General features: G+C 73.1%; 17 protein-coding genes, 1 tRNA gene and 1 pseudogene. 13 read left to right on the forward strand and 6 right to left on the reverse strand.

The window, feature by feature from the left end; translation table 11 throughout:
* The 11 genes and pseudogenes from EAO71_RS39240 to EAO71_RS28570 all read left to right on the forward strand — a co-directional run.
* Positions 1 to 299: pseudogene (locus tag EAO71_RS39240) on the forward strand (hypothetical protein); the annotation flags it as partial.
* Positions 296 to 1,264 (forward strand): complex I subunit 1/NuoH family protein, encoded by a 969-nt coding sequence (locus EAO71_RS28525; protein ID WP_147980710.1) that lies wholly within the window; start codon positions 296 to 298, stop codon positions 1,262 to 1,264. The pseudogene EAO71_RS39240 and the gene EAO71_RS28525, both read left to right, overlap by 4 nt.
* The gene (locus EAO71_RS28530) at positions 1,264 to 1,851 is read left to right on the forward strand and encodes a NuoI/complex I 23 kDa subunit family protein (protein WP_147980711.1); all 588 of its coding nucleotides are present in this window, start codon (positions 1,264 to 1,266) and stop codon (positions 1,849 to 1,851) included. The genes EAO71_RS28525 and EAO71_RS28530 overlap by 1 nt, the downstream gene beginning before the upstream one ends.
* Entirely contained in the window at positions 1,851 to 2,405 is a 555-nt protein-coding gene (locus EAO71_RS28535; protein WP_147980712.1) for an NADH-quinone oxidoreductase subunit J family protein, read from the forward strand. The genes EAO71_RS28530 and EAO71_RS28535 overlap by 1 nt, the downstream gene beginning before the upstream one ends.
* The gene (gene nuoK / locus EAO71_RS28540) at positions 2,405 to 2,779 is read left to right on the forward strand and encodes an NADH-quinone oxidoreductase subunit NuoK (protein ID WP_147980713.1); all 375 of its coding nucleotides are present in this window, start codon (positions 2,405 to 2,407) and stop codon (positions 2,777 to 2,779) included. The genes EAO71_RS28535 and nuoK overlap by 1 nt, the downstream gene beginning before the upstream one ends.
* The gene (locus tag EAO71_RS28545; protein ID WP_147980714.1) at positions 2,776 to 4,764 is read left to right on the forward strand and encodes an NADH-quinone oxidoreductase subunit 5 family protein; all 1,989 of its coding nucleotides are present in this window, start codon (positions 2,776 to 2,778) and stop codon (positions 4,762 to 4,764) included. The genes nuoK and EAO71_RS28545 overlap by 4 nt, the downstream gene beginning before the upstream one ends.
* 27 nt (positions 4,765 to 4,791) lie before the next feature.
* Complete coding sequence (locus EAO71_RS28550) at positions 4,792 to 6,345, forward strand: complex I subunit 4 family protein (RefSeq protein WP_147981309.1); 1,554 nt, start codon at positions 4,792 to 4,794, stop codon at positions 6,343 to 6,345.
* Positions 6,342 to 7,892, forward strand: a complete 1,551-nt coding sequence (locus EAO71_RS28555) for an NADH-quinone oxidoreductase subunit N (RefSeq protein WP_147980715.1) — start codon at positions 6,342 to 6,344, stop codon at positions 7,890 to 7,892. Before EAO71_RS28550 ends, EAO71_RS28555 begins: the two co-directional genes overlap by 4 nt.
* 34 nt (positions 7,893 to 7,926) lie before the next feature.
* Entirely contained in the window at positions 7,927 to 8,379 is a 453-nt protein-coding gene (gene mscL, locus EAO71_RS28560; protein WP_147980716.1) for a large conductance mechanosensitive channel protein MscL, read from the forward strand.
* 186 nt (positions 8,380 to 8,565) lie between these two features.
* Positions 8,566 to 9,429: a zinc metalloprotease HtpX gene (gene htpX / locus EAO71_RS28565; protein ID WP_147980717.1), complete on the forward strand. Its 864-nt coding sequence runs from the start codon at positions 8,566 to 8,568 to the stop codon at positions 9,427 to 9,429.
* Positions 9,426 to 9,818, forward strand: a complete 393-nt coding sequence (locus tag EAO71_RS28570; RefSeq protein WP_147980718.1) for a YccF domain-containing protein — start codon at positions 9,426 to 9,428, stop codon at positions 9,816 to 9,818. The genes htpX and EAO71_RS28570 overlap by 4 nt, the downstream gene beginning before the upstream one ends.
* A gap of 34 nt (positions 9,819 to 9,852) precedes the next feature.
* Here EAO71_RS28570 and EAO71_RS28575 read toward each other — a convergent pair whose 3' ends face one another.
* Complete coding sequence (locus EAO71_RS28575; protein WP_147980719.1) at positions 9,853 to 11,088, reverse strand: APC family permease; 1,236 nt, start codon at positions 11,086 to 11,088, stop codon at positions 9,853 to 9,855.
* 107 nt (positions 11,089 to 11,195) lie between these two features.
* Between EAO71_RS28575 and EAO71_RS28580 the strand changes: the two genes are divergently transcribed.
* On the forward strand, positions 11,196 to 11,465 hold the full coding sequence (locus EAO71_RS28580) for a GlsB/YeaQ/YmgE family stress response membrane protein (protein WP_147980720.1): 270 nt from the start codon (positions 11,196 to 11,198) through the stop codon (positions 11,463 to 11,465).
* A gap of 28 nt (positions 11,466 to 11,493) precedes the next feature.
* On the opposite strand, the gene EAO71_RS28585 is transcribed toward EAO71_RS28580, so the two are convergent.
* From EAO71_RS28585 to EAO71_RS28595, 3 genes are all read right to left on the reverse strand, one after another.
* Positions 11,494 to 12,117: an alpha-ketoglutarate-dependent dioxygenase AlkB family protein gene (locus tag EAO71_RS28585; RefSeq protein WP_147980721.1), complete on the reverse strand. Its 624-nt coding sequence runs from the start codon at positions 12,115 to 12,117 to the stop codon at positions 11,494 to 11,496.
* A 7-nt stretch (positions 12,118 to 12,124) separates the two neighbouring features.
* The gene (locus EAO71_RS28590) at positions 12,125 to 12,631 is read right to left on the reverse strand and encodes a methylated-DNA--[protein]-cysteine S-methyltransferase (protein ID WP_147980722.1); all 507 of its coding nucleotides are present in this window, start codon (positions 12,629 to 12,631) and stop codon (positions 12,125 to 12,127) included.
* A gap of 113 nt (positions 12,632 to 12,744) precedes the next feature.
* Positions 12,745 to 13,233, reverse strand: a complete 489-nt coding sequence (locus EAO71_RS28595; protein WP_147980723.1) for a YajQ family cyclic di-GMP-binding protein — start codon at positions 13,231 to 13,233, stop codon at positions 12,745 to 12,747.
* A 179-nt stretch (positions 13,234 to 13,412) separates the two neighbouring features.
* Here EAO71_RS28595 and EAO71_RS28600 point away from each other — a divergent pair.
* A tRNA-Tyr gene (locus tag EAO71_RS28600) sits at positions 13,413 to 13,494 on the forward strand.
* 156 nt (positions 13,495 to 13,650) lie between these two features.
* On the opposite strand, the gene EAO71_RS28605 is transcribed toward EAO71_RS28600, so the two are convergent.
* Together EAO71_RS28605 and EAO71_RS28610 are read right to left on the reverse strand one after the other, a co-directional pair.
* Positions 13,651 to 14,307 carry an SDR family oxidoreductase gene (locus EAO71_RS28605; protein ID WP_147980724.1) on the reverse strand — a complete coding sequence of 219 codons (657 nt, stop codon included), beginning with the start codon at positions 14,305 to 14,307 and terminating at the stop codon, positions 13,651 to 13,653.
* A gap of 2 nt (positions 14,308 to 14,309) precedes the next feature.
* Complete coding sequence (locus tag EAO71_RS28610) at positions 14,310 to 15,590, reverse strand: amidohydrolase family protein (RefSeq protein WP_147980725.1); 1,281 nt, start codon at positions 15,588 to 15,590, stop codon at positions 14,310 to 14,312.
* Between the last annotated feature and the right edge of the window lie 187 nt (positions 15,591 to 15,777).

Below are 15,777 nucleotides of genomic sequence, written 5' to 3' on the forward strand. Positions count from 1 at the left end.
CTTCGGTGGTGGGCGGGGTACGGGGCGCGGTGTCCGGCGGGGTGCCGGCGTCGGCCTCCGGCTCGGGCGCGGTGTCGGGCTCGGGCGCGGACGCCGAGCCGGGAACGGACACGGCACCGGAGCCGGCGGCGGCTCCCGCACCCGAGCCGGACACCGCTCCGGCCCCGGAGCCGGGAGCCGACACCGCGCCCGAGCCCGACACCGCGCCCGAGCCGGAGGCCGACGCCGGCACCCCGCCGGACACCGCGCCCCGTACCCCGCCCACCACCGAAGACCCCGCCGGAGGCGATCCCGCGTGAACGACGCACTCGACGTCGCCCTCCGGGTGCTCGTCATCCTCGCGGTGTTCCTCGTGCTGCCCCTCGTGGTCGGGCAGACCGAGCACAAGGTCATGGCGCACATGCAGGGCCGTCTCGGCCCCATGTACGCCGGCGGCTTCCACGGCTGGGCGCAGCTCATCGCCGACGGCGTGAAGTTCGCGCAGAAGGAGGACGTGGTGCCGGCCGACGCCGACCGCCGCGTCTTCCAGCTCGCGCCCGCCGTCGCCCTGATCCCGTACCTGCTCGTCCTCGTCGCGATCCCCATCGGGCCGGACGAGGGCGCCGTCGGTCAGGTCGTCGACGCCGGCATCTTCTTCGTGCTGGCCGTGATGGGCGTCGGCGTCCTCGGCAGCCTCATGGCCGGCTGGGCGTCCGCCAACAAGTTCTCCCTGCTGGGAGGGTTGCGTACCGCCGCCCAGCTGCTGGCCTACGAGCTCCCGATGCTGCTCGCCGCCGCATCCGTCGCGATGGCCGCCGGCACCGTCTCCCTCCCCGGCATCCTGAACGCCTTCGAGTGGTGGTGGCTGCCCTGGCAGATCGTCGGCGCCCTCGTCTTCTTCGTCGCCGGCCTCGCCGAGCTCCAGCGCCCGCCGTTCGACATGCCGGTCGCCGACTCGGAGATCATCTTCGGTGCCTACACCGAGTACACCGGCCTGCGCTTCGCGCTCTTCCTGCTGGCCGAGTACGCCGGCATCGTCGTCCTGTGCGGTCTGACCACCGTCCTCTTCCTCGGCGGCTGGCACGGCCCCTTCGGTGCCGACGGCCTCGGCTGGGTCTGGACCCTGCTCAAGGTCGCGGTCCTCGCCTTCGTCGTGATCTGGCTCCGCGTGACCTACCCCCGCCTGCGCGAGGACCAGCTGCAGAAGCTCGCCTGGACCACCCTCGTCCCGCTCGCCCTCGCGCAGATCGCGCTCACCGGCATCGTGAAGGTGGCGATCCAGTAATGCCCATCCCCGGCTCCGGCCTCGCCAAGGGCCTCGCCGTCACGCTCCGCACGATGACGAAGAGGACCGTCACCGCGCAGTACCCGGACACCCAGCCCGAGCTGCCGCCGCGCACGCGCGGTGTGATCGGGCTGTTCGAGGAGAACTGCACGGTCTGCATGCTGTGCGCCCGCGAGTGCCCCGACTGGTGCATCTACATCGACTCCCACAAGGAGACGGTCCCGGCCGCCGCCCCCGGCGGCCGCGAGCGCAGCCGGAACGTCCTCGACCGCTTCGCCATCGACTTCTCGCTCTGCATGTACTGCGGCATCTGCATCGAGGTCTGCCCGTTCGACGCGTTGTTCTGGTCGCCCGAGTTCGAGTACGCGGAGACCGACATCCACGAGCTGACCCACGAACGCGACAAGCTCCGGGAATGGATGTGGACGGTCCCCGAGCCGCCCGCGCTCGACCCGGGCGCCGAGGAGCCGAAGGAGATCGCCGCGGCCCGCAAGGCGGCCGAGAAGGCCGCCGCCCAGGCGGCGGCGGAAGCGGAGGAGGCGCGCACCGCCGCCCCCGACGAGGACCGGAAGGGGGAGCGGCAGTGATGCTCGCGGCCCAGAACCCCGGCTTCCTCTCGCCCTCCGGCGTCGAGATCGCGTTCGTCCTCGTCGGCCTCGTCACCCTCGGCGCGGCCCTCGTCAGCGTGACCACCCGGCAGCTCGTGCACGCCGCCCTGTGGCTGGTCGTGGCGCTCGGCGGCATCGCCGTCGAGTACCTGCTCCTGACCGCCGAGTTCATCGCCTGGGTGCAGGTGCTGATCTACGTCGGCTCCGTCGTCGTCCTGCTGCTGTTCGGCCTCATGCTCACCAAGGCGCCCATCGGGCGCTCCCCGGACGCCGACTCGGGCAACCGCCCGGTCGCGCTCGCCGTCGCCCTGGCCGCCGCGGCCGCGCTCGTCTGGGTCGTCGTCGACGCGTTCCGCACGACCTGGATCGAGCTGGACGGGCCGGCCCAGGGCTCCACCGCGGTGTCCGGCGAGATCCTCTTCCGGCACTGGGTGCTGCCCTTCGAGGCGCTCTCCGTCCTCCTGCTCGCGGCCCTGGTCGGCGCGATCGTGCTGTCCCGCAAGGACCCGCAGACCCCGGAGGGGCCGCACTGATGCATCTCGCCTACCCCGCCGTCCTCGCCGTCCTGCTGTTCTGCGTCGGCGTCTACGGCGTCCTCGCCCGCCGCAACGCGATCCTGGTCCTGATGTCCGTCGAGCTGATGCTCAACGCCGTCAACCTCAACCTGGTCGCCTTCGACGTCTGGCTCCGCGACACCCTGCACGCCGGCCAGGCACTCACCCTGTTCACCATCGCCATCGCCGCCGCGGAGATCGGCATCGGCCTCGCGATCGTCCTGATGGTCTACCGCAACCGCGGCACCTCGGACGTCGACCGGCTCCGCGACACCGCGGAGAACGGTCCCGCCGACCGGCCCGCAGACCCGACCCGAGCGGTGTCCGACGAGAAGACCGAGGCCACCGCGTGACCACGACCACCCTCGCCGTCCTCGTCCCCCTGCTCCCCTTCCTCGGCTCCGTCGCCGGACTGCTCCTCGGCCGCACCGCCCCCGGGTTCGTGCGCCCGCTCGCGGTGCTGCCGACGCTGGCCGCGGCCGTGCTCGCCGCGCTCGTCGCCGTCCGCCAGGGCGGCGGGAAGACGATCGAGGCCGCCACCGAACTCACGCCCACCGGATCCGTCCCCATCGACCTGGCCCTGCGCATCGACGGCTTCGCCGCCCTCGTCGCCGTCCTCGTCGGCGTGGTCGCGACCTGCGTGCAGGTCTACTCGACGGGCTACCTGCGCGACGACCCGCGCTACCCGTCGTACGCCGCGCTCGTCTCCCTCTTCACCTCCGCGATGCTGCTCGTCGTCTACTCCGGCGACCTGATGGTGCTGCTGGTCGGCTGGGAGGTCATGGGCATCTGCTCGTACTTCCTCGTCGGCCACTACTGGGAGACCCCGGAGGCGCGCTCCGCGTCCCTCAAGGCGTTCCTGGTCACCAAGCTCGGCGACGTGCCGTTCCTGTTCGGCCTGTTCGCGCTCGCCGTGGACGCGGGCACCTTCCAGATCGGCGGGATCCTCGGCGCCGTCGCCGTCGGCGGCATCGACCACCCCACGCTGATCGCCCTGCTCCTGCTCGCCGGCGTGGCCGGCAAGTCGGCGCAGTTCCCGCTGCACACCTGGCTTCCCGACGCGATGGCCGGCCCCACCCCGGTGTCGGCGCTCATCCACGCCGCGACCATGGTCGCCGCCGGTATCTACTTCGTGGCCCGGCTGCTCCCCGTCTTCGCCGAGTCCGCCGCGGCGATGACCGTCCTCGCCGTGATGGCCGCGGTCACCATGGTCGGCTCGGCGCTCGCCGCGCTCGCCCAGGACGACATCAAGCGGGTCCTCGCCTACTCGACGATCGGCCAGCTCGGCTACATGGCGGGCGCCCTGGCCGTCGGCGACCGCGCCGCCGCCGTCTTCCACCTGATGGCGCACGGCGCGTTCAAGGCGCTGCTCTTCCTGGCCGCCGGCGCGGTCATCCACGCCGCCGGCACCAACTCGCTCTCCGCGATGTCCCGGATGAGCGGACTGACGAAGCGGATCCCGGACGCGTACTGGACGATGACCCTCGCCCTGCTCGCGCTGGCCGCCCTTCCGCCCTTCGCCGGCTTCTTCTCCAAGGAAGCGGTCCTCGTGGCCGCCGAGCACACCGCCCTCGGTGAGCGGACCGTCGCCCCGGCCGGGGCGGGCTGGACCGTTCTCCTCGCGGGCCTGCTCACCGCGCTGCTCACCGCCGCCTACGCGGCCCGCCTCTGGCTGCTCGCCTTCCGCGGCCGGGGCGCCGAGGCCCCGGACCACGGCCGGCAGCCGCTCGCCATGACCACCGTCCTGTGGGTGCTCGCGGTCCCGACCGTCGGCTTCGGTCTCACCGTCACGTACCTGGACGACTGGTTCGACGGCAACGACCTGACCCCGACGATCACCACCGCGGTCCTGGGCACCGGTCTCGCCCTCGTCGGCGGTCTGATGACGTACGCGACCTGGCGGGCGCTCTCGGTGCGGACCGCCGCCCCGGCGCCCGGCACCGTGCCCGAGCACGTCGCGCACCCGGACGCCGAGGCGGGGCAGGTGGAGGCCGAGGCGCTCACGCTGCCGCACCCGGCCGACGACCCGGCCGACCCCGGCCGCCTCCTGCTGGGCCCGCTGCACCGCCACGCGGCCACCGGGTTCCACCTGGACGCCGGGTACCGGCGGCTGTTCGTGCGGCCCGTCCTGGCCGCGGCCTCCCTGGTCCGCTTCCTGGACCGCGAGGTCGTCGACACCTACGTCCGCGGCGCGGCCACCGGCACCAACTGGCTGGGGTGGCTCGTGCGCCGCGCCCAGACCGGCAACATGCAGACCTACCTCGGCGCCCTGCTCGCCGGCTCCGTCTTCCTGGCGATCGCCGCCGTCGTCCTTGTCAACGTCAACGCCGGGTCGTGAGCCGTGATCGATATCAGCGAATCCGTGATGCAGGCCCTGCTCGTGCTGATCGTCGTCGGGCCGCTCGTCGGCGCCGCCGTCGCCCTGCTCCCGGCCCCGCCCGGGCTGCGGGGCAGGTCGCCCGACCAGGCCGTGCTCCGCCACGGCGTGGTCGTCACCGGCGTCGTCCTGGCCGCCGCCCTCGTCCTCGCGCTCGGCTTCGACCACGACCGGCCGTCGCGGATGCAGGCGACGACCGACGTCCCGTGGATCCCCGCCCTCGACGTCCGCATCCATCTCGGTGTCGACGGCATCTCGCTCCCGCTGCTGGTGCTGACCGCGCTGCTGACCTTCCTCTGCGCGCTGTACAGCTACTTCAGGATGCCCGCGGGCCCGTCCCCGAAGGCGTTCGTCGCCCTGATCCTCGTCCTCGAGTCCGGCACGCTGGCGACCTTCGCCGTGCTCGACCTCGTCCTGTTCTTCCTCGCCTTCGAGACGGTCCTCATCCCGATGTACTTCCTGATCGCCCGCTGGGGCGGCGCGGGCCGGCAGGCGGCCGCCTGGAAGTTCATCCTCTTCACGCTGCTCGGCTCGGTCGTCATGCTGCTCGGCCTGCTGCTCGTCGGACTGACGGCGGGCACGTTCGACATGGTGGCGCTCGCCGTCGACAACGGCCGCGGCCTGACCACCTCCGTGCAGGTCATCGCGGTCCTCGCGATCGGGCTCGGACTCGCGGTCAAGACGCCGATGTGGCCGCTGCACAGCTGGCTGCCGGACGCCCACACCGCCGCCCCCACGGTCGGCTCCGTCCTCCTCGCCGGCGTCCTGCTGAAGATGGGCACGTACGGTTTCGTACGGATCGTCCTGCCGATCGCCCCCGACGGCATGCGGGTCTTCGCGCCGTACCTGGCGGCCTTCGCCGTCGCCGGGATCGTCTACGGATCCCTCGCCTGCCTCGCGCTCGCCAGGCCCGGCAACAAGGGCGACCTCAAGCGGCTGATCGCTTACTCGTCCGTCGGCCACATGGGCTTCGTCCTGCTCGGCATCGCGACGATGACCCCCACCGGGGTCAACGGCGCGCTCTTCGCCAACATCGCCCACGGCCTCATCACCGGCCTCCTCTTCTTCCTGGTCGGCGCGCTCAAGGACCGGTACGGCACCGCCGACCTCGACACCCTCGCGGGCGCCACCGGCGCGGCGCTCTACGGTCGTGCCCCGCGCCTCGGCGGGCTGCTGGCCTTCGCGGCCGTCGCCTCCCTCGGGCTGCCCGGCCTGGCCGGGTTCTGGGGCGAGATGCTGGCCCTGTTCGGCGCCTTCGACCCGGCCGAGGGCCTGAGCCGCCCCGCCTTCCTCGTCTTCATGGCGATCGGCGGCTTCGGCACCCTGCTCACCGCCGCCTACCTCCTCCTCGTCGTCCGGCGCGTCTGCATGGGCGGCCCCCGCCCCGCGGGCGAGCAGGCGATCGCCGACGTCCGGGGCTACGAGTTCGCCGCCTGGACGCCGCTCGCCGCCCTCACCGTCCTCGCCGGCCTCTGGCCCGCGGTCCTCCTCGGCCTCACCGACCCGGCCGTCCAGATGCTCCTCGCGGGAGGAAAGCAGTGACCGAGACAGCCGCGAGCCTCGTCCAGTCCGTCGACTGGCTCACGATCGCGCCGCCCACCCTGACCGCCCTGGTCGCCCTGGTCGTCCTCGTCGCCGACCTGTTCGTCCCCGCGGCGCAGAAGCGGCTCCTGGGCTGGACGGCGATCGCCGGGCTCGTCGCCGCGCTCGCGCTGCTGGTCCCGCTGCGCGCGGGCGACCGTTCGACGTTCTGCCTCACCCCGGCGGCGGCCGAGGCGGCCGGCGCCGCCCGCGACGCCACCGGCGCGGCGGCCTGCAGTTACACGGCCGACCACTTCACCGTGGTCATCCAGTTCCTGGTGCTCGGCGGGGCGCTGCTCACCGCGCTGCTCTCGCTCTCCGACACCGAGGAGAAGCTGCCGGCGGGGGAGTACTGGTTCCTGCTGCTGTCCTCGGCCGCCGGCGCCGCGCTGCTGCCCGCCTCCCGTGACCTGGCCACCCTCGTCGTCGCCCTCGAAGTGGCGTCGCTGCCCGCCTTCGCCCTCGTCGGCCTGCGCCGCGGGGACCGGGTGTCCAGCGAGGCCGCGCTGAAGTTCTTCCTGTCCTCGGTGACGGCGACGGCCGTCACCCTGCTCGGCGTCAGCTTCGTCTACGCGGCGACCGGCACCCTGCACCTCACCGAGATCGCCCAGCGCCTCGACGACGTCCCCGGCCAACTGCACGTCCTGGCCGAGACCGGCGTGGCGCTCACCCTGGTCGGCTTCGCCTTCAAGACCGCCGCGGCCCCCTTCCACTTCTGGGTCCCCGACACCTATGTCGGAGCCCCGCTGCCCGTCGCCGGCTACCTCTCCGTCGTCGGCAAGGCGGTCGGCTTCACCGGCCTGATCCTGGTGACCGTCGTCGCGTTCCCCTCGTACGCGGACGTCTGGGGCCCCGCGCTCGCCGTCCTCGCCGCGCTCACCATGACCGTCGGCAACGTGGCCGCCCTGCGCCAGGCCGCCACCCGGAAGTGGAGCGCGGTCCGGCTGCTCGCCTGGTCCTCCGTCGCCCAGGCCGGCTACCTCCTGGTGCCGATCGCCGCCGCCGCGTACTCCAGCGACGACCAGATCGGCTCGACCGTCGCCTACGCCCTGATGTACGCCGTCGTGAACCTCGGCGCCTTCGCGGTCGCGGTGCTGGTCGCCCGCACGCACCCGGAGAACCGGATCTCGGACTACCGGGGCCTGTACGCGAGCCGCCCGGTCGTGGCGCTCGTCTTGGGCTTCTTCCTGCTCAACCTGGCCGGCCTGCCCCCCGGTATCATCGGTCTCTTCGCGAAGGTCACCGTCTTCTCGGCGGCGGTCGACGCGGGCCTCGGCTGGCTGGCCGTGATCATGGGCGTCAACGTCGTGATCGCCCTCTACTACTACCTGCGGTGGACGGCGCTCCTGTTCCGCGGGCCCCAGGACGCTCCCGAGGGCGAGACGGCGGTCCGGCACCGCGTCCCCGCCCCGGTGACCGTCGCGGTCGCGCTGACGGCCGTCGCGGGCGTCGTCCTGTCGGGCTATCCGCAGTTCGCCCTCCGCTTCGCGGCCACCAGCCTCTTCTGACCCCCCACAGAGAAAGCATCAAGGAGCTTCACCCGTGCTGAACGGCTTCAAGGACTTCATACTGCGCGGGAACGTGATCTCGCTGGCCATCGGCCTGGCCGTCGGATCGTCGTTCACGGCCGTCGTCACGGGTTTCAGCAAGGCGTTCATCACCCCGCTCATCGGCCTGGCCACCGGCACGGTCGGCGACTTCAGCGAAGCCAGCTTCCACCTGCGCGGCACCGTCTTCCCGTACGGCCTGCTGATCGCCGCGTCGATAGCGTTCGTGATCACCGCCGCGGTGCTCTACTTCATGGTCGTCGTCCCCATGGCGAAGATTCAGGCGAGGTTCGCGAAGGAGGAGCTCGACATCAAGTCCGAGAAGCGCGACTGCCCCCGCTGCTACACCGAGATCCCCGCCATCGCCTCCCGCTGCGCCCACTGCACCAGCGAGGTCGAACCGGTCGCCGCGGCGCTGGAGAAGGCCGGCTTCCCCGCCCAGCGCTGACCCCCTCCTCCGCGGCCCGGCCCACTCACCCGTACGGCCCACACCGCCGTCGCGTCGTGCCCGGCGCTGCCAGGGAACCCGCGCCTCCCGCCTGGCGTTGACCAGTACGGGAGGGTCCACTGGAACAACGGAACCAGTGACCAGCAAGCAAAGGGTTCCCCTGCCGCACCACTTGGAGGGCGTACCGTGCACCGCCGGCACAACGGGCTGAGGACCGCCGTGCTCCTCGGAGGGCTCTCGGCCCTCATCATCGTCATCGGCAGCTTCTTCGGCCGTACGGGTCTGATCGTCGCGCTCCTCGTGGCGCTCGGCACCAACGCGTACGCCTACTGGAACAGCGACAAGCTGGCTCTGCGGGCCATGCGCGCCCGCCCGGTCAGCGAGTTCGAGGCGCCCGCGCTGTACCGGATGGTCCGCGAACTCTCCACCCAGGCCCGCCAGCCCATGCCCCGGCTCTACATCTCGCCCACGCAGGCCCCGAACGCCTTCGCCACCGGCCGCAACCCGCGCAACGCCGCGGTGTGCTGCACGGAGGGCATCCTGCAGATCCTCGACGAGCGCGAACTGCGCGGGGTCATCGGCCACGAGCTGAGTCACGTCTACAACCGGGACATCCTGATCTCCTCGGTCGCCGGTGCGCTCGCCTCCGTGATCATGTTCCTGGTCAACTTCGCCTGGCTGATCCCGGTCGGCCGGTCCAACGACGACGACGGCCCCGGCCTGCTCGGCATGCTGCTGGTCATGATCCTCGGCCCGATCGCCGCCTCCGTCATCCAGCTGGCCATCAGCCGTTCCCGTGAGTACGAGGCGGACGCCTCGGGCGCCCAGCTCACCGGCGACCCGCTCGCCCTCGCCAGCGCCCTGCGCAAGCTCGAAGCGGGCACGAAGCAGCTGCCGCTGCCTCCCGAGCCCCGGATCGAGACCGCCAGTCACATGATGATCGCGAACCCCTTCCGTCCAGGTCAGGGGCTGTCCAGGATGTTCTCGACGCACCCGCCGATGGCGGAGCGCATCTCCCGACTCGAACAGATGGCAGGTCGTCGACCGTGAAGACAATCCTCAACGTCATTTGGCTGATCCTGTGCGGCTTCTGGATGTTCCTCGGCTACATGCTGGCCGGCGTCCTGCTCTGCATCACGATCATCGGCATCCCCTTCGGACTCGCCGCCTTCCGTATCGGCGTCTACGCCCTCTGGCCCTTCGGCTACACCGTCGTGGACCGACACGACGCGGGCGCCCCCTCCTGCGTCGGCAACGTGCTGTGGCTGATCCTCGCGGGCTGGTGGCTGGCGCTCGGCCACATCACCACCGGCATCGTCCTGTGCATCACGATCATCGGCATCCCGCTGGGCATCGCGAACTTCAAGCTGATCCCGGTCTCGCTGCTCCCCCTGGGCAAGGAGATCGTCCGGACGGACGAGCAGTTCGCGGGCTACTGACGGAGCCGGCCGCCCACGGCCCCGCGGCGCCGTCTCACTCCCCCGGACGCCCGGGCCGCCCCCGGGTGACCGCGTACGCGACGACGCCGGCCGCCAGCACCCCGAGCCCCGCGAGGACCGAGGTGAGCGGCAGCGTGAAAGCCAGCACCCCGCAGCCCGCGAGCCCGCACAGGGCGAGCGGGCGCTCGCGCGGCCCCAGGGTCCAGGCCGCGGCGTTGGCGATCCCGTAGTAGACCAGCACCCCGAAGGACGAGAAGCCGATCGCGCCCCGCACGTCCGCCGTCGCCGCCACCAGCGCCACCACCGCCCCGACCGCGAGCTCGGCGTGGTGCGGCACCTGGAACCGGGGGTGCACGGCGGCGAGCGGGGCGGGCAGACGACCGTCCCGCGCCATCGCCAGGGCCGTCCGGGACACCCCGAGGATCAGCGAGAGCAGCGACCCCAGCGCGGCGACCGCCGCGCCCACGGTCACCAGCGGCACCAGCCACGCGGCGCCCGCCGCCCGGGCCGCGTCCGCCAACGGGGCGGGTGAGGCCGCCAGCGCCGCGGGCCCCAGGACGGCCAGCACGGACCCGGCCACCGCGGCGTAGACGAGCAGCGTGATGCCCAGCGCCAGCGGGACCGCCCGGGGGATGGTCCGGGCGGGGTCCCGCACCTCCTCGCCGAGCGTGGCGATCCGCGCGTACCCGGCGAAGGCGAAGAACAGCAGCCCGGCCGCCTGGAGCACACCGCCGGCCGTGACGTCCGCGCCCGGCGCGAGCCGCCCGGGGTCACCGCTGCCGGAGGACAGCAGGACGCTCACCACGGCCGTCAGGACCGCGAGCACCAGCGCCACGGTCGCCCGCGTCAGGAGGGCCGACTTCTGGATCCCGCGGTAGTTCACGGCCGTCAGGGCGACCACGGCCCCGACGGCGACGGCGTGCGCCTGCTCCGGCCAGAGGTACGCGCCGGCCGTCAGCGCCATCGCCGCGCAGGAGGCCGTCTTGCCGACGACGAACGACCACCCCGCCAGGTACCCCCAGAAGACGCCGAGGCGTTCGCGCCCGTACACGTAGGTGCCGCCCGAGGCCGGGTACCGGGCCGCGAGCCGGGCGGACGCGGTCGCGTTGCAGTAGGCGACGCACGCGGCCACGCCGAGCGCCGGCAACAGACCGGACCCGGCCGCCCGCGCCGCCGGGCCGAGGGCGGCGAAGATCCCCGCGCCCACCATCGAGCCGAGCCCGACGACGACGGCGTCGAAGACCCCGAGGGTGCGGCGCAGTTGTGTCATGGGCGGCACCCTAAGGGCTGTCCCGTAGCCGGCGTCGTGCGCCCGCCGGGGATTGCGGGACAGCCGTCCCCGGCAACCGCCCGGCGGCGTGCGGCGTCCTTCCTGGCATGAGCATCATCAGCTGGATCGTTCTCGGCCTCCTCGCGGGCGTCATCGCCAAGGTCCTGCTGCCCGGCAGGGACCCGGGCGGCCTCGTCGGCACGACACTGATCGGCGTCGCGGGCGCCTTCGTCGGCGGCTGGATCTCGGCACGCTTCCTGGACCGTCCGATCAGCACGGAGTTCTACGACGGCGCCACGTGGCTCTCGGCCATCGGCGGCGCGCTGGTCCTCCTGATCGGCTACCGGATCCTCTTCGGCCACTCGCGCTCGCGCTGAGGCCGCCGGCCGCGGCCGATCCGCCGCTTCACAGACCGGTCTGACGGAGGGTGATGTTCAGGCGCCCGGTCAGCCCGAGCGCCGGATCGGCCGTGCCCGCCCACACCTTCGGCACCCCGTGGAACGCGAGGCGCGACGGCCCGCCGAAGACGAACAGGTCCCCGGACTCCAACTCGACGTCACGGTAGGGCCGGCCGCGGGTCTCGGTGTTCCCGAACCGGAACACGCAACGGTCGCCGAGACTCAGCGACACCACCGGCGCACCGGACCGCTCCTCCTTGTCCTGGTGCATGCCCATGTGCGCGCCGGCCTCGTAGAAGTTCACCAGCGCGGTGTCGGGGGCGAAGTCGTCGTGCCGCCCGTACGCCTCGACGAGGGCCTCGCGCCCCAGCTCGGCGAGCCAGTCCGGGAGTTCGGCGCCGACCGCGTCGAGGTAGCGGTACGGCTCCCAGCGCCGCCCGAGGCACAGCGACCGCACCGACATCACGCCCCCGCCCGGCAGCACGGTGTGCCGGTACGGGAACGGCCCCCGCCCCCACGCCCGGCAGGCCGCCACCAACTCCCGCTGCCGGCCGGACGGAAGCCACCCGGGCACGTGCACCGCACCCGGGGCGACGACCGCCCGCTCGCGGGGGAACAGCCCGTCCGTCACCGCGGCCTCACACCGCCGACGCGCCTTCGAGGACGAGCAGCCGCTCCTTGCGCTCCAGACCGGCCGCGTAGCCGCGCAGGCCGCCGTCCGCCCCGATCACCCGGTGGCAGGGCCGCACCACGAGCAGCGGATTGCGTCCGATGGCGGTCCCCACGGCCCGCACGCCGGCCCCGGAGGACCCCACCCGGCGGGCGATGTCCCCGTACGAGACGGTCGCGCCGTACGGGATCTCCTCCAGGGCCTGCCAGACCCTGCGCTGGAATTCCGTGCCGCTCGCCGCGTACGGGATGTCGAAGACGTCCCGGCGGCCGGCGAAGTACTCGTCCAGCTGCCGGGCGACGTCCTCGAAGGCCTCGGGCGCGAGCCGCCAGCCGTCCCGCACGGTCGCGGCGCCCTTCTGCCCGGGCAGCGAGAGCGACGCGAGCTCCGTGGCACCGGTCTCGGTGATCCGTCCGACCAGCAGCATCTCGCCCAGCGGTCCGTCGACGTACGCGTACACGCTCTGCACGGTCATGACTGGTTCCTCTCCTCGCACCCTCGATCTCCGTCCAGTGTGCGAGGGCCCCGGCCCCGGGGACCGGCGGTTTTCGGACGCCGCGCTCCGGGCCGGGCCGGTGGACTCGTGGACTACCGGTAGTTCACGAACTGGATGGCGAAGTCGAAGTCCTTGCCCTTGAGCAGCGCCTGCACGGCCTGCAGGTCGTCCCGGCTCTTGGAGCTGACGCGCAGCTCGTCGCCCTGGACCTGCGCCTTGACGCCCTTGGGGCCCTCGTCACGGATGGCCTTCGCGACCTTCTTGGCGTTCTCCTGGGAGATGCCCTCCTCGATCGTGGCGAAGATCTTGTACTCCTTGCCGGACAGCTGCGGCTCGCCCGCGTCCAGCGACTTCAGGGAGATTCCGCGCTTGATCAGCTTGGTCTCGAAGATGTCGAGGATCGCCTTCACGCGCTCCTCGCCGTTGGCCTGCATCAGGATCTTCTCGCCGGACCAGGAGATCGAGGCGTCGGTGCCCTTGAAGTCGTAGCGCTGCGAGATCTCCTTCGCGGCCTGGTTGAGGGCGTTGTCGACCTCCTGCCGCTCGACCTTGGAGACGATGTCGAAACTGGAGTCGGCCATGACGTGTGGCTCCTTGCGTCGAATGCCTGCGGTTGCTGGGCGTACGACGCAAGCCTAGTCAACCGAGCCCTCGCGAACCGCTGATCAATCCGGTGGCGAAGCACCCCCGCGGATCAGGTATCGTTTACGTCGTTGCCACGGAGCACCGCCGAAAAGCGGCTCCGAGCAGCGCATCCCATGGCGGTGTGCCCGAGTGGCCAATGGGAACGGACTGTAAATCCGTCGGCTTAGCCTACCCAGGTTCGAATCCTGGCGCCGCCACATGGAAGAACGGCCCCTGATCTGCGGAAACGCGATCAGGGGCCGTTCTGCGTCCGCGGACCGGCGGGCGGGGGAGTGACGAGGTTCATAGGGCGCGCGACGCGCCCCTGGACGACCGTGGCCGGGCCCCGCGGGGCCCGGCCACCGGACGGGGCCTCAGTTGCCCGCGACGTCCTTCACCGCGACCGACACCGGCGTCGAGCCGCCGACCAGTTCGAGCGTGAGGCCCGCCGTGGCCGGGGTCTCGATCAGCTCGGCCAGGGCCGCCGCCACGTCGTCGCGCGGGACCGGGCCGCGGCCGGTGGACGCCTCCAGGCGGACCAGGCCCGTCCCGGCGTCGTCGGTGAGCATCCCGGGGCGCAGGATCGTCCAGTCCAGGCCGGGCCGGGCGCGTACGGCGTCGTCCGCCGCCCCCTTGGCCCGCAGATAGGCGTCGAACACCTCGTCACCCGGGTGCTCCGCGTCCGCGCCCATGGACGAGACGACGACGAAACGGCGTACGCCCTCGCGTTCGGCCGCCTCCGCGAACAGGACCGCCGCCGCGCGGTCCACGGTCTCCTTGCGGTCCACGCCGCTGCCCGGCCCGGCGCCCGCGGCGAAGACCGCCGCGTCGGCGCCGCGCAGGACGTCCGCGACCTGCTCCGGGGACGCCGACTCCAGGTCCAGCACGGCGGGTTCGGCGCCGGCGCCCCGCAGGTCCTCGGCCTGCTCCGGCTTGCGGATGATGCCCACCGGCCGGTGTCCGCGCGCGGCGAGCAGCCGCTCCAGACGCAGGGCGATCCGGCCGTGTCCTCCAGCGATGACGATGCGCATACTCACGACCGTACGACGGGACCGGCGGGAGGGCTTCCCGGCTCGGGCCGCTCGGGGCGGGACTGGCGCGGCAGGTCGAGCGCCGCCGCCGAGTCGCAGTACTCCCGCACCGCGCTCGTCCGGGCGACCACCCGGCCGCGGTGCACCACGATGCGGCTGTACGCGAGGGACAGCACGCCCGCCAGCCGCTCGCCGCGCACCGCGAGCAGCTCCGCGGGGAACCCCGCCTCGACCCGCACCTCCGGAAGACCCATCGCCGCCCGGGCCTCCGCGCTCACCGCCCCGTACGCCTCCGTGGCCGGCAGACCGCCCAGGGAGGCCAGCAGGTATGCGGCCTCCAACGGGTCGCCGCGGCCCACCGGATTGGCGACGTCGCGCAGCGCGCCGCTGCCCGCGGCGAGCCGGACGCCGGCCGCCCGCAGGAGCCGGACCGGTGCCGCGCCGCGGGTCCCGGTCGCCCCGCAGCCGCCCTGCGGCAGGCACACCACGGTCACGCCGGCCGCCGCCAGCCGGTCCGCCGTCCGCCGGGCCTGGTCCGCGGGCAGCCGGGCGAGACCCGCGCAGGGCCCGATGGTCACCCCGGGCCGCAGCCCGCCGGCCATCGCCGCCAGCCGTGCGAGCCGCGCCGGATCGTCGGCGTCGGTGTGCAGGTCCACCGGGCAGCCGTGCTCCGCGGCCAGGCCGAGGACCGCCTCGACGTAGCCGGCCGGATCGGGGTCGAGATCCGGGCAGCCGCCGACCACGCCGGCGCCCATCTTCACCGCGTCACGCAGCATGGCGAGCCCGTCCGCGCCCGCCAGCCCGGTCAGCAGCCGGGGCATCGCGACCGCCGTCAGGTCGGCCAGCCCGCGCAGTGAACGCCGGGCCTGCAGGACGGCTTCGAGCGGGCCGAGGCCCTGGACGTCCCCGATCCGGACGTGCGCGCGCAGCGCCGTCGCGCCGTGGCCCAGCTGGAGCAGGGCGGCCTCGGTGGCCCGCCGCTGCACCTCGTCGACGGCGTAGGAGACGGGACCGGGGGAGTCGGCGCCGAGCGCGGTGTCGCCGTGGGCGTGCGGCTCGGCGGGCGCCGGGAGCAGCAGGTAGCCGGCGAGGTCGACGCGGGGGCCGGTGGCGGTGAGACTGCCGGCCGTGCCGACGGCCTCGATCCGGCCGGCGCCGAGCCGCACGTCGACGGTCCGGCCGTCCGTCAGGCGGGCGTTGGAGAGCAGGAGCGTGGCGGCGGAGTCCGCGGTGGCGGCGGCCCGGTCGTCGGGCGGCTGGGGCTGCTTGCTGTCGGCTGACATCGGGCTCCTCAAGGCTCCTCAGGCTCAAGATCACGCAGCGTGTGCCGAGCCTAGGGGCGGTCCGGTCGGCCTTCGCGGAGGAGCGCAATAGTCGTACTGATGAGGCCACGAGTGGCGTACGGGACGGCCGGAGCAAGGCGGTGCGCAGGGGGTGGGAAACGGATTTGGGCGATCGGCGGAGGACCGT

Origin of the sequence: Streptomyces sp. MS191 (assembly GCF_008042125.1) — a bacterium.
In the GTDB taxonomy this organism is placed as follows: domain Bacteria; phylum Actinomycetota; class Actinomycetes; order Streptomycetales; family Streptomycetaceae; genus Streptomyces.